This window comes from Enterococcus sp. DIV2402 (assembly GCF_017426705.2).
Lineage (GTDB): Bacteria > Bacillota > Bacilli > Lactobacillales > Enterococcaceae > Enterococcus_F > Enterococcus_F lowellii.
The window spans coordinates 1,092,501-1,105,305 of the sequence record NZ_CP147251.1; the positions used below are offsets into that span (position 1 = coordinate 1,092,501).

13 protein-coding genes and 2 tRNA genes (1 of these 15 running past the window's edge) are annotated in these 12,805 nt (G+C 34.7%); 12 read left to right on the forward strand and 3 right to left on the reverse strand.

Annotated elements, in window-relative coordinates; all coding sequences use genetic code 11:
- The 8 genes from DOK78_RS05320 to DOK78_RS05355 all read left to right on the forward strand — a co-directional run.
- Positions 1-401, forward strand: the 3' portion of a protein-coding gene (locus tag DOK78_RS05320) for an HAD-IIB family hydrolase (RefSeq protein WP_207941453.1). 352 nt of this gene lie to the left of the window's left edge; 401 of the gene's 753 nt are visible here — the last part of the coding sequence; the start codon falls outside the window, past its left edge; the stop codon is at positions 399-401.
- Between the two features lie 87 nt (positions 402-488).
- A tRNA-Thr gene (locus DOK78_RS05325) sits at positions 489-561 on the forward strand.
- 358 nt (positions 562-919) lie between these two features.
- On the forward strand, positions 920-1,366 hold the full coding sequence (locus tag DOK78_RS05330; RefSeq protein ID WP_207941452.1) for an organic hydroperoxide resistance protein: 447 nt from the start codon (positions 920-922) through the stop codon (positions 1,364-1,366).
- 96 nt (positions 1,367-1,462) lie between these two features.
- Entirely contained in the window at positions 1,463-2,164 is a 702-nt protein-coding gene (locus DOK78_RS05335) for a Crp/Fnr family transcriptional regulator (RefSeq protein WP_207941451.1), read from the forward strand.
- A gap of 251 nt (positions 2,165-2,415) precedes the next feature.
- Complete coding sequence (locus tag DOK78_RS05340) at positions 2,416-3,090, forward strand: C39 family peptidase (protein WP_207941479.1); 675 nt, start codon at positions 2,416-2,418, stop codon at positions 3,088-3,090.
- 307 nt (positions 3,091-3,397) lie between these two features.
- Positions 3,398-3,471 (forward strand) — tRNA-Asn (locus DOK78_RS05345).
- Between the two features lie 155 nt (positions 3,472-3,626).
- The gene (locus tag DOK78_RS05350) at positions 3,627-3,866 is read left to right on the forward strand and encodes an addiction module antitoxin (protein WP_207941450.1); all 240 of its coding nucleotides are present in this window, start codon (positions 3,627-3,629) and stop codon (positions 3,864-3,866) included.
- Positions 3,863-4,276 (forward strand): type II toxin-antitoxin system death-on-curing family toxin, encoded by a 414-nt coding sequence (locus DOK78_RS05355; protein ID WP_207941449.1) that lies wholly within the window; start codon positions 3,863-3,865, stop codon positions 4,274-4,276. The genes DOK78_RS05350 and DOK78_RS05355 overlap by 4 nt, the downstream gene beginning before the upstream one ends.
- Before the next feature lie 396 nt (positions 4,277-4,672).
- On the opposite strand, the gene DOK78_RS05360 is transcribed toward DOK78_RS05355, so the two are convergent.
- Both DOK78_RS05360 and DOK78_RS05365 read right to left on the reverse strand, forming a co-directional pair.
- Positions 4,673-6,049, reverse strand: coding sequence for a PH domain-containing protein (locus DOK78_RS05360; protein WP_207941448.1), 1,377 nt, complete (start codon positions 6,047-6,049; stop codon positions 4,673-4,675).
- Positions 6,046-6,435 carry a GntR family transcriptional regulator gene (locus tag DOK78_RS05365; protein ID WP_207941447.1) on the reverse strand — a complete coding sequence of 130 codons (390 nt, stop codon included), beginning with the start codon at positions 6,433-6,435 and terminating at the stop codon, positions 6,046-6,048. Before DOK78_RS05365 ends, DOK78_RS05360 begins: the two co-directional genes overlap by 4 nt.
- 164 nt (positions 6,436-6,599) lie before the next feature.
- On the opposite strand from DOK78_RS05365, the gene DOK78_RS05370 reads away from it, so the two are divergent.
- From DOK78_RS05370 to DOK78_RS05385, 4 genes are all read left to right on the forward strand, one after another.
- Complete coding sequence (locus DOK78_RS05370) at positions 6,600-7,604, forward strand: acyltransferase family protein (RefSeq protein WP_207941446.1); 1,005 nt, start codon at positions 6,600-6,602, stop codon at positions 7,602-7,604.
- Between the two features lie 67 nt (positions 7,605-7,671).
- Positions 7,672-9,000 (forward strand): aminopeptidase C, encoded by a 1,329-nt coding sequence (locus DOK78_RS05375; protein ID WP_207941445.1) that lies wholly within the window; start codon positions 7,672-7,674, stop codon positions 8,998-9,000.
- Positions 9,001-9,425: 425 nt separating this feature from the next.
- Positions 9,426-10,817, forward strand: a complete 1,392-nt coding sequence (locus DOK78_RS05380; protein WP_207941444.1) for an L-cystine transporter — start codon at positions 9,426-9,428, stop codon at positions 10,815-10,817.
- Positions 10,818-10,881: 64 nt separating this feature from the next.
- Positions 10,882-11,619 carry an acyl-ACP thioesterase domain-containing protein gene (locus DOK78_RS05385; RefSeq protein WP_207941443.1) on the forward strand — a complete coding sequence of 246 codons (738 nt, stop codon included), beginning with the start codon at positions 10,882-10,884 and terminating at the stop codon, positions 11,617-11,619.
- Positions 11,620-11,724: 105 nt separating this feature from the next.
- Here DOK78_RS05385 and DOK78_RS05390 read toward each other — a convergent pair whose 3' ends face one another.
- Entirely contained in the window at positions 11,725-12,693 is a 969-nt protein-coding gene (locus DOK78_RS05390; protein ID WP_207941442.1) for an asparaginase, read from the reverse strand.
- Positions 12,694-12,805: the final 112 nt, after the last annotated feature.

The window sequence follows — 12,805 nt, forward strand, 5'->3', positions numbered from 1 at the left end:
GTCAGCTAGACCCCAGTCAGTTAGCTCAAAATATAAATATGATAACCATCGATCAGCCGATTAAAATTATTTTGCTCGCCATTCCAGCACAATTTTATCCTATTATTTATCAAGAATTACAGCTGGATGAAACTGTATCTGTGATTACGCATACCCAAGAAGGAAACATAGATATTACTGCTAAAGGAATCAATAAATTTACCACTTTGCAAAATTATTTTTCAACTGTTGAATATATTGCATTTGGAAATGATAGTAATGATGTAGAACTATTAGTCCATGCTGAAAAAAGTTATTTTATCGGGTCTGAAGACTTTGCCAATCAATTAAGTTTGACTAGTAGTCAAGTCTTGTCAAAAGATAATAATCAAATTGCTAAATTGATTGAAAAACTGTGCTAGTAAATCTATTTTTACTAGCATTTTTCTTTAAAAAATATTGACAAGTTTTGTTATTTTGGGTATGCTAATACTTGTGTTAAATACTAAGCCGCCTTAGCTCAGTTGGTAGAGCACCACCATGGTAAGGTGGGGGTCGCCGGTTCAAGCCCGGCAGGTGGCTTTCATTTGGACTCATAAAACCTATTTTAATAGGCTTTATGAGTTTTTTTGTGCCAAATTTTATGTTTAAATTACAATTATATGAGCGTAGGTTTTCATCGTTATAGATAGGAGTATACAACACTAAAACATATGCCTAATTTATCTTTCTCGCTATTTTTTCTCTAAATAATTTTGTTATAACCGGCTGAAAGCATACCTTCTTTGATTGATTGGAAACTAGCGATTCTTTGTTTAGTAGTAGTTGGTTATTAGGACACCTATTTTTATGAGATTTTTTTCAAGTCTTGACCTAGGTCAAGGAGACATTGATTCAAACTTCGTATACTAAAAGTATCAAAACAGAAGGAGTGTTTTTCATGTCAGAATATGCAAAAATTTATGAAACAGGTGCGATTAATACCGGAGGACGGGATGGAGTGAGCTATTTGTCTGATGGTTCTTATGAGGTGAAAATTGCGACACCTAAAGATATGGGAGGAACTGGAGCTGGGCAAAATCCTGAACAATTATTTGCGTTAGGATATGCGGCGTGTTTCCATGGTGCATTGGAGATAGTTAAAGGACAACATAAAATACGCAATAAATCACAAGTTTTTCATACGGTTTCTTTATTCAAAAAAACAGATGCGGCTGATTTTAAATTAGAAGTAGCTATTCAAGTGGGGATTCAGGACTTTTCTTTAGAAGAAACGCAACAACTTGCAGATGAAGCACATGCCATTTGTCCATACTCAAAAGCATTGAACGGAAATATTGACATTTTTGTTCGTGCCACGAATTACGATGCAAGCAAAGAAAAATAAATTACCTGTACCGTTTAAGATGAATGTCATTTTAAACGGTATGTTTTTGTTTTATGATATATACTAGAAGAAATAAATTGAAATGTAGGTGTTTGAATGACCGCAAAAATTGATTTTACGAAGTATCATCACTGCATTAGCACAATGCCCTTATTTCAAAATTTGCTGTTACAACAAATTGAATTAATTCAGAGTCGTATTACAGAAAAAGAGTTTTCAATAGATGAATTTTTGTATCAAGCAGGAGAAAAATCAGAAGCATTATATTTAATACAAGAAGGACAAGTCAAAATTTATCGCATAGCAGCTTCAGGAAAAGAACAAATGATTCGAGTTTTGGAGCAAGGAGATTTTGTAGGAGAAATGTCGTTATTTAATGATCGTGTTTATGATAATTATGTTCAAGCAATGACGCCCACTAAAGTTTGTGTCATTAATCGTCATGATTTTAAAGAAGTGCTACTGACAAATCCACAAATTGCTTGGGAAATATTGACAGAACTATCAAATCGTTTAACGGATTCAGAGCAACAGACTACGCTAATCACCACTACAAGTGTACTTACTCGGTTAAGTAACTACCTGCTAACTGCTTATCACAAGCAACAAAACACACAGATTCATTTGGAAGCAACAAAGAAAACAATTGCCTCCTATTTAGGGATGTCTGCAGAATCTTTTAGTCGTGGTCTAACCAAATTAACCAAAAAACAAATTGTTTCTCAACCAGCTCCCAACAAAATTGAGCTACTAGCTATCGATGAATTAGAAAAATTAGCCAATGACGCCTCGTTGTAATTTCCTAAGTGAAGTTACAACGAGTTTTAATATTTATAGATATCGAAAATTTCAATTCTTCCGAAGTACAATGGATTCAACTTCCAAAAAATAAGTAAAGATTATTAAAGAACATTTACTTTTATTGACAAATAGTAAGTTGAACAGGCATACTTATCGACATAATAATAAAAAATAAAGGGCTGATGACGATTAAAAAGAAAAAATTTTATTTCACAGTTCTTTCAGCAGGTGTCTTGATTGGCAGTACGATATGGATAACGCATACGTTACGTGAGGATCCTACAATTTTGGAAAACTATTCCGAAATGCTCCATCCGACAGCTTATGATGCGTTAGATTTGATTGATGTACCTTTAGAAAATCAATTGAAGAATAATCCATTAGAAAATGGTTGTGAAATTACAAGTCTTTCAATGCTACTACGTTACTATCGTTTTGATACAACTAAGAATCAGTTAGCTGAAATGCTTGATTATGTTCCTCTAGTATCTGAAAATGGTCTTTACGGTAATCCACATAAAGGCTTTGTTGGAAATATTGAAGCAGGATATGAATCAATGGGTGTAGGCGTAGAGCCTTTAGCAAAAGTAGCAGAAGAAGTTGTGGGAAATGATTATCAGGTAGAAGTAAGTACGACAAAAGACTTTTCTGAGATAGAAGAAAAGGTGAATGCAGGCGTTCCTGTGTTAGTCATTACGACAGTTGACTTTGAAGTACCTACAGAGGAAGATTTATGGGAATGGCAGACAGAAGAGGGGCTGGTAACGGTTAGTCCATTATGTCATGCGGTGGTTATTACTGGTATCGAAGGAGATACAGTTTATGTAAATGATCCCTATGGTTATCGTCATCGAGAAGTTGATCGCGATGATTTTCAAATAATTTACGAAAAAATGGGTCAACAATCGTTGTATCTTGCATAAAGACAGGAGTTCGTAAATGAACTCCTGTCTTTTAAATTTTAGACTGTCCTAAAAGCAACGCATCTGACAACATAATGAAACGATTGTTCTTAATCGTCTGGTGATTTTTGAAGGAACGAGGATGAATTATTTTTAAAGGTGTTATTTTTAACGGAAAAACTTCTTTTTAAATTGTGTAAAGCGCTTTATGTCAACGTGAATCTTTTTTTATTTTAAAAGTTATTTAATAATCGCTAGTTTTTTAAACAAAATGTAAAACAGGGGTTGATTAATCGAAAAAAAATTGCTATTATACATTCATAGTCATTCCGGCATAGCTCAGTTGGTAGTAGCGCATGACTGTTAATCATGATGTCGTAGGTTCGAGTCCTACTGCCGGAGTCAAAAAGAACAAAAGTCATTTCGACTTTTGTTCTTTTTTTATTCCTCTACTCGAATTATTATTAACAATTTGTTTGATAGAATTTTTACTTGTTATATTATATACATATAAAGATATACTGGATATACAAGGATATCCTAAAGGTGGTAATATTATGAGTATTCAAGAAAGAAAATTAAGAAAAGTTGGAAATTCAGTTATGATTGCTTTGTCAAAAGATTTCTTAGATAGTATTGGAGCAACTGTTGCCGATACAGTATATGTTGACGAAGACAAGCTGAAAGAAGCTCTTGTTAAAAAAACACAAAATGAAGAACAAAAAAAACTAGAAATGCTTATAGATAAGTCAATGCAGAAACATGGCGAACTATATAAAGCATTGGTGGACAAATGAGTATATACTACTTAACAGTTGATCAAATATCTCAAATGAATGCTTTTCAGATTTTAAATTATTCTCCAAATGAAAAAATGGGAATCAAGGATTTAAGTGCATTAGAAATGGCAGTGAATCAACCGTCACAAATTGTTTTTGGACAAGAATTATATCCATCAATTGAAGAAAAAGTTGCTATACTAATGATTAATCTAGTGAAAAAGTATCCTTTTTTTAATGGTAATAAGAGAACAGCAGTAATGGCAGCCGATGTATTTTTACAATTTAATGGATATGACATTTCTTTCGAGTTAGAAGAAGGAATTGAGTTGGTTGTTGATATAGCGACTTACGAAGCTGAAGAGTTCAATCATTTGAAGAATATCGTTACTAGAATATTCAAAAGTAAAGTGGATCAACAATTATAGAAATAAAATTTAAAAGATTTTATTTGATTGATAGATTAGCACAAGAAAGAAAAATTGTTTCAACAGTGATACAGTAGTCACTATTGAAACAATTTTTTCTTTCTTCATTTTTAGTTGATACTTTTTGAAATACAGCTCGAATTTTTGTCAGCTGGTCTAATAGGACTTTTCCATGTGTTTTCATTATTATAATTCTCTTCCTACTAGGTTTCCTAAATCTTGAAGCTTAACAGTGCACTTTGTGTCATCTTTAAACTATTTGTAGTAAAAGAGAAGCAAAATGAACAAAGAGGCTAGCGTTAAAAATCAGATTTTATCTTTATATAATCAAAATAAAGACATAATCACTATTTTTTAGGATTATACAAGCTAGTTGACTCCCCTTTTGAAGGGAGGTTATTGCTCCATAACTCGTTGTAACTGTTGATAAGCATCCGCAGTTTTTTGTGGTTGTTTATTTGTATAATAATAATCTCGTGTAGGTGTTACAATGTGTAAAATTTGTTTTGTTTGATGATCGACATATAATGTGGCAGCCTTCCCATCAACGGTGAATTTACCAGCTGCGTAATTATTTGTCGCGCTGCCATATAGTTTTGTTATATTATTCGGTAATTTTTCTAACAATTCCACTTTTTCAATAGTATCTAGTGGGATGTCGGAAGTTGTGACAAAGGGGGCCTTTAGTTCAATGTTAGTCGCAGTTTGCTCATATTGAAATGGATTGGCAGTAAAGTCATACAAATAGGCTGGAACTAATGTAACTACGAAAGCTACGACGATGATAATACCAGTCAAGCCCATCAATAGTTTTCCTACGGGACGACCCAAATTCAGCCCCATGTTCATACCCATTCGGCTAGGAATAAACAAGCGAGGATCATTGGGATTGTAATATACGCCAAAGCGCCAATATTGATCGTCTCCTAGATAACGGTAACTAGGCACTTGTGCAAGCAATTGGTCTTGTTTTTTTCGTAAAGAATAGAGGTACCAAAAAGAAAAAATAGTCCAGCTAATAATTAAGAGGAAAAAGAAGGCCAATAAAATCATTTCCAGTGCAGGTGCAACGCTCAAACTAATTGCTGGGATAAATAATAATGGAATCAATACCCAACTAATGGAAACCATCATCAGCGACCAATGATGTTTAGTTAAATCATTATATTGCTGATTAATTGAACGGTTATCGGTTAAGGCGCGAACTGGTAATTTTCCGACGATTAACCAACTACCAAATGAAAGGAATAAAAAGACGCCACTGAGAATAATCATCAACCAACTAGCTTCAAAACGAGAAAGCACACTATAAATACTTCCTAAAATCCAAACAAGTAATGGTGGGAGTAACCACCAACCTGAAACCATTTTTTGATTTTTAACTAATATGAGTTGTGTATCGACTAATATGGGTTTTACGGGCATCAACCAATCATTTGCAATTAATAATTCTTGCATTTTTCGTACATAATGAACTTTACAAAAAAACAACGCAATCATACTACTGAATAAAAGAATCCAGAAAAAAGTTAAAAAAATTGATTCATAGGAAATAAAGAGTAAACCAATACTTAAGAAACTAAAACCAGCTGCAATTTGCATTAAGCGATTTTTGTATTCCTGTGCTAAGTTACGAATTTGTGGAGCTGCTAAATATTCTGTTGACATAGTATTTTCTAAAATAACTTGATTATGAGGCGTCCCGGATAATCGTAGGGTACAAGCTTGAATAATATTGACTAAGATTAAAATACCGATAAACATATAACTCATGATTCATCACATCCTTTTGAGTAAGTATTGAGATAAGTTTCGACATCGTGGAGAATTTTTTCTTTAGATTGTTGATGAAGATACCCTTCTGCTAACAACAGCGCTAAACGCTGTTCGTATATTTTTTTAGCACGTGCATCAAAGTTGCTTCTTTCTGTGACAATTGTACCGTTGCGGCGGTCGGTAATTAAATAGCCTTCTTCTTTTAAAAGATTGTATGCTTTGGAAACGGTCATGGGATTAACACCTAATTCATCCGCTAACATCCGCACAGAAGGAAGCAAGTCACCAGCTTTCAATTGCTGCTGCGCAATCCCTAAAATAATTTGATCACGTAACTGTTTGTAGATAGGTTCTTCTCCTAATGGATCAATTTCTAAAATCATTTTTCTCACCTCTTTGTATTACATGATATAATACAAATGATATAAAATCAAATTTTATTTATTGAAAAAATTGTTAAGTTATTTTGAACAATTGCAACAAAATTGCAACAATTATCCTGTATACTGAAATAAAGGAAAGAATTTTATAAAGGTAGGTGAAGTATGTGCCGACAAAAAGAAGAGATCCTTTTTTTGATAATGCTAAATTTTTATTAATGATTTTAGTTGTTTTTGGACATTTATTACAGCCCTTTATTGCTGAGGCAAAGTGGAGCAATGATCTGTACTTTACAATTTATACATTCCATATGCCAGCGTTCATTTTCATTTCAGGGTATTTTGCAAAATCGTTCGATTACAAAAAAGGGCAACAGGTACGTATTAGTTTTCAAAAATTTATTTTGCCATATATTTTATTTCAATGGCTTTATTCATTATTTTATTGGCTGATTGGTACAAATGATTCCTTTTCGTTTCAATTACATGTACCCAATTGGTCACTGTGGTTTTTAATTAGTTCTTTTTTTTGGCAACTTTCATTGTATTTTTTCCAAAAAGTTTCGCCTAAAGTGGGAATTACCGTCAGCATTTTACTTAGTCTGTTAGTAGGGTATTTACCTTTTATCGGTCGTGAGTTAACGCTACAGCGCACGGTTGTTTTCTTACCATTTTTTGTGATGGGCTACTATTTACAAAATGGTAGTGTGGAACGATTTGAAAAAATGAAAAATCGCAAGTGGTTGGCTTTAGCATTTGTAGGTGTTTATGGGTTAATTCATTGGATTGGACCTGTTAATAAATACATTTTCTTTGGTTCGAAACCTTATGAAGATTTCTTGAACTTTCCTGAGTGGGGCGCAATGGTGCGAATTGTGACCTTGGTATTAGGTTGTATAGGTATTTTGGCATTTTTTGCTTGTGTACCAACAAAAGAAACGTTTTATACTTCTTGTGGGAAATACACGATGGTTGCGTACCTCTTGCATGGCTTTTTTGTTCAAGGTGTGCGTGGCATTTCAGGGGATTTTATTCCATTCAACGGTCTAACATTAGTTTTAATTTTCTTAGCAAGTATCGGTTTAACCTACGTCTTGGCGAGTAAACCAGTGGGAGAAGCGTATGCTGGAATTGAACAACGAATGTTAGGAACGAATCGAAAAAGCAGATAGTATGGCATCGGTTGTTTTTCTAAAATAGGAGGAGTAGAATAAACACTAGAGTAAAGGAGATGTTAGTATGTCTGAAATTACCAAAGAATTAACGCAAAAATTTGCGTCAGACTTTAAAGACAATAAGAAACAACAGGCCTTACAACGTGGGGTCGTGAAAAATGGGATTCGTGCATCAGCTGAAAATGTCAGCGCACAAGTCAACAATGTCCCTGTATTTTCTGTAGATGTAAAAACAGGAAAAGTGGCTAATCAAAAACAATCTGGACGTTGCTGGATGTTTGCGGCATTGAATACATTCCGTCATAAAATGTTAAATCAATTTAATTTGAAAGAATTTGAACTCTCTCAAAACTATACTTTTTTCTGGGATAAATATGAGAAAGCCAATTATTTTTATGAAAATATTTTAGCGACTGCCAGTCAAGAATTAACTAGTCGAAAGGTTGCTTTTTTATTACAAACGCCTCAACAAGATGGCGGTCAATGGGATATGATTGTTTCGATTTTCCAAAAATATGGTGTCGTGCCAAAAACAGCGATGCCAGAAAGTAACAGTTCGTCTAGTTCACGTGAGTTAAATACGTATTTAAATAAAAAATTACGTAAAGATGCGTCTGTGTTACGTCGTTTGGTGGCTGATGGGAAAACGTCTGAAGAAATTCAAACGATTAAAGCAACCCTGTTACAGGAAGTATATAATTTTTTAGCAATTTCGTTAGGAACACCGCCAGAAACATTCGATTTTGAATATCGCGATGACGAACAAGCATATCACTTAGATCGTGGTTTAACGCCACAAAGTTTCTATGAAAAATATGTGGGCGTTAATTTAGACGATTATGTCAGCATTATCAATGCACCTACTACAGATAAACCTTACAATCAATCTTATACGGTAGAAATGTTAGGAAATGTCGTTGGTGGCAAAGAAGTAAAATACTTAAATGTCGATATGGAAATGTTTAAAAAACTAGCTATCGCCCAATTAGAACAAGGCGAATCAGTTTGGTTTGGTTGTGATGTCGGTCAATCATCCACACGCGATACAGGCATTATGTCTTTAGATGCGTATGATGTAAATGACTTGTTTGATGTTGACTTTGATATGACAAAAGCTGAACGTCTTGATTATGGTGAAAGTTTAATGACGCATGCGATGGTTTTAACTGGTGTAGACTTAGTTGATGGTCAATCAACTAAATGGAAAGTTGAAAATAGTTGGGGTGAAAAAGTTGGGGACAAAGGATTCTTTGTCGCAAGTGATGCCTGGATGGACGAGTATACGTATCAAATCGTAGTACGTAAAGATTTATTAACGGCAGAGCAACTAGCAGCCTTTGCAGCAGAGCCAACTGTTTTAGCCCCTTGGGATCCAATGGGCGCATTAGCATAAAGAAGAAAAGCAGTCGTGAGAACGACTGCTTTTTATTTATGATACGAAATAATTTGTAATTTGGATCATGGATTGACTGGTACTAAAACAGCTAAAGGAGATTAAACAGAAGTATAAAAATGAACAATCTATTTGTGCGTGATAAAATGTAGCAGTTGAGCAGCTTTTTATATAATTTCTTTGATAACTATATGGATTTTTTTTTACAAAGGAACCAATTTTTCTAAAAAACTATTTGGAAATAATATGAATATAAGTTCATGTATTAGACAATCGTTTCTTGCTTCGATATAATAATAACGTCACTAATGATTCTTTCACACGCATTTTCATTAGAGTGAACTGTTGGAGAATGGTCACTAGGAACCTTTACTTCCGTTGACGGACTTGTCATTTTCGCGTGAAAAAACAAAGGAGGAACACAAATGACAAATCTGCTCACAGTATTAATTATTCTTATTTTTGCTGCTATTTTATATGTCTTTTATCGGATGCAAAAGAAACATGTCAAATTCTCGACTCGAGTATTTACTGGTTTATTTGCCGGAATTATTTTTGGAGGTGCCTTACAATTAATTTGGGGAACAGAAAGCCCGATTGTAACGCAATCACTTGATTGGATTAAATTAGTTGGTAATGGATATGTTGCTTTATTACAAATGTTAATCATGCCCTTAGTTTTTGTTTCAATTGTCAGTGCGTTTACACGCATGAAAGAAAGTGGCAAAATTGGTAAAATTAGCTTTACAGTATTAGCAACGTTATTAGGAACAACTGCTATTTCAGCGTTAATTGGAATTGTCATGGTAATGGTTTTCCAATTAGATGGAGCAACTTTTACAGAAGGTGCAGCTGAAACAGCACGTATTGCGGAAATTACGCAACGTCAAGCTGAAGTTCAAAATTTATCGATTCCACAACAAATTTTATCATTTATTCCACGTAATGTATTTGCTGATTTAGCAGGAACACGTGCAACAAGTACGATTGGCGTAGTTATATTTTCTGCGTTTGTCGGAGTTGCTTATCTAGGAATTAAACGCAAATCACCAAAAGAAGCTGAATTTTTCTTTAATTTAATGGAAAGCTTGTATAAAATTGTCATGCGTATTGTAACCCTAGTGTTACGTTTAACTCCATATGGTGTGTTTGCATTAATGACGAACGTTTTAGCAACCAGTGATTTTAAAGCGATTGTTAACTTAGGCGTCTTTATCATTGCTTCGTATGCGGCTTTGATTTTAGTATTAATTGTTCATTCAATTATTTTAGCAAGTGTGAAAGTTAGTCCAATTACGTACTTCAAAAAAGCGTTCCCTGCTTTAAGTTTTGCGTTTACCTCACGTTCAAGTGCAGGTACATTACCAATGAACATTGAAACGCAACGTCGTGCATTAGGTGTGGATGAAGCGACCGCTAACTTTGCTGGAAGTTTTGGGATTTCAATTGGTCAAAATGGTTGTGCTGGTGTGTACCCAGCGATGTTGGCAACTATGGTGGCACCAACTGTCGGGATTAATATTTTTGATTGGCAATTTATCGTTATGTTAATTGCAATCGTGACAATTAGTTCTTTTGGCGTAGCTGGTGTCGGTGGTGGAGCAACCTTTGCTTCATTGATCGTATTAGGTGCAATGAACTTACCAGTAGCAATTGTCGGCTTAGTTATCTCTGTAGAACCATTAATTGATATGGCGCGTACCTTGGTGAACGTAAGTGATAGTATGGTCGCTGGTGTGGTAACAAGCTCTCGAATTAACGAATTAGATCGAAGCGTGTTAAATGATCCAAATGCTGTAATTAGCGGAAACGAATAATCAGAAGAGTGCGTGTGCTCTTCTTTTTTTTGTTAGGATTATGAACAAACAAGGAGGAATTGATTTGGCAACAAAATATACGACACCACATGATGTCGTCGCTTACGAATGTGATGTCAATGGAACTATGAAATTATCCACAATGATTGCTGTAGCGATTAAAGTTTCAGAAGAGCAAAGCAATCAATTAAATCGAGGATCAGATTTCGTTCAACAATTTGGATTGACCTGGATTGTTACAAATTATCAATTTTTTATTACTCGATTACCAAAAGCAGGCGAAAAAATTAATGTAACTACACAAGCACAAGAATACAATAAGTATTTCTGTTATCGACATTTTTGGATTACGACACAAGATGGCGAAGAATTAGTGCGTATAGCAACAATTTTTGCATTAATGAATCTTGAAACAAGAAAAATGAGTAGTGTACCTAGCGAAATTATCGAACCGTATGAAAGCGAGAAAATCACAAAAATTAAACGTTATCCTAAAATCGATAAAGTTGAACATGGAGTGAGTTTACCATTTCGTGTGCGTTTTTATGATATTGATGGGAATCAGCACGTGAATAATTCGATTTATTTTAATTGGATGATGGATGTGTTGGGCTATGATTTTTTAACGTCGCATGTACCAACATATCTGAATATTCGTTTTGATAAAGAAGTCGAATATGGTAATGAAGTTGAAAGTCATTATGAAATTCTACAAGAAGAAGGCATCAAAAGTCGTCATGAAATTCGGATTGGCGATCAAACTTATTGTGAAGCGCTAATTGAATGGCAAACAAAAGCTTAAAAAACTAGCTGAACGCTAGAGAGTGAAAACCTGCTGGATTGCAGGAGTAGTCACCCTATCGTTCGGCTAGTTTACTTTTATCCAAAATTTGGTCACAATCCCGTTTTAATGTTCCATAAAATAATGGAATTCTTCTGAAGTGAGCTGACTATTTTTAGCAATCAACAATTTAATTCGGGCTTTTTGACTATTAATACTATTGCAAAAGATAACGCCCATCTTTTGTAATTCACTGCCGCCACCTTGGTAATCATAGACTGGTTCAGCAATCCCGTTAAAGCAACGTGATACCAAAACAACAGGGATTTGTTTTGCTAACATTTTTTGAAGAGGAGGTAACGTTTCAGGGGGTAAATTTCCTGCACCTAAGGCCTCGATGACTAGACCGTCAATATCGGTTTGAACAAGTCCTTCAAATAATTCACCATGCATTCCGGCATAGGCTTTTACGATGGGAATTAGCCCATCTACCTTAGAGACATCCCAATGTGGTGTTTCGACAAGTCGTTGCATAAATAAAATTCGATTTTTGCTCACGAGGCCGATGGGACCTAATGTGGGCGTTCGGAAAGTTGCAACATTGGTCGTGTGGGTTTTTGTAACATAACGTGCAGAATGAATTTCATCATTCATTACGACTAATACACCTTGATGAATGGCTTCAGGACAGGCAGCTACACGAATGGCACTTTCAAAATTGTAGAGACCATCACTGCCTAGTTCGTTACTTGAACGCATTGCGCCAGTAATTACGATGGGGAGGTGATTTCCAATAGTTGTATCTAAAAAGAAAGCTGTTTCTTCTAAAGTATCTGTTCCATGCGTAATGACAACACTATCAATTCCTGCCAGTTTAGCCGCTTGAATCCGTTCTTTAATTTTTAACATATGTGTTGGCGTAATGTGTGGACTTGGAAGATTGAAGATATCTTCCACGATTAATTCAACATCCTCAGGAACATTAATTGTAGCGTCCATTAAAGGATTTGCTACATCTGGACTGACACCACCAGTTAAGGCATCTTCTTTCATGGCAATCGTGCCACCAGTATGGAGAACAAGTATTTTTTTCATATAAAAACCTCGCTTTTTTGACATGCAGTCTCAGTGTATCGTAAAGCTTAAAAAAAGGAAATTAAAACCACCAAAGAAAGAACTGTTGCGAAATAAATAAATTCTCTTTATA

Coding starts and splice junctions, on each gene's coding strand:
- DOK78_RS05330 (WP_207941452.1), top strand. CDS start 920: ATGTCAGAATATGCAAAAATTTATGAAACAGGTGCGATTAATACCGGA.
- DOK78_RS05335 (WP_207941451.1), top strand. CDS start 1,463: ATGACCGCAAAAATTGATTTTACGAAGTATCATCACTGCATTAGCACA.
- DOK78_RS05350 (WP_207941450.1), top strand. CDS start 3,627: ATGAGTATTCAAGAAAGAAAATTAAGAAAAGTTGGAAATTCAGTTATG.
- DOK78_RS05355 (WP_207941449.1), top strand. CDS start 3,863: ATGAGTATATACTACTTAACAGTTGATCAAATATCTCAAATGAATGCT.
- DOK78_RS05360 (WP_207941448.1), bottom strand. CDS start 6,049: ATGAGTTATATGTTTATCGGTATTTTAATCTTAGTCAATATTATTCAA.
- DOK78_RS05365 (WP_207941447.1), bottom strand. CDS start 6,435: ATGATTTTAGAAATTGATCCATTAGGAGAAGAACCTATCTACAAACAG.
- DOK78_RS05375 (WP_207941445.1), top strand. CDS start 7,672: ATGTCTGAAATTACCAAAGAATTAACGCAAAAATTTGCGTCAGACTTT.
- DOK78_RS05380 (WP_207941444.1), top strand. CDS start 9,426: ATGACAAATCTGCTCACAGTATTAATTATTCTTATTTTTGCTGCTATT.
- DOK78_RS05390 (WP_207941442.1), bottom strand. CDS start 12,693: ATGAAAAAAATACTTGTTCTCCATACTGGTGGCACGATTGCCATGAAA.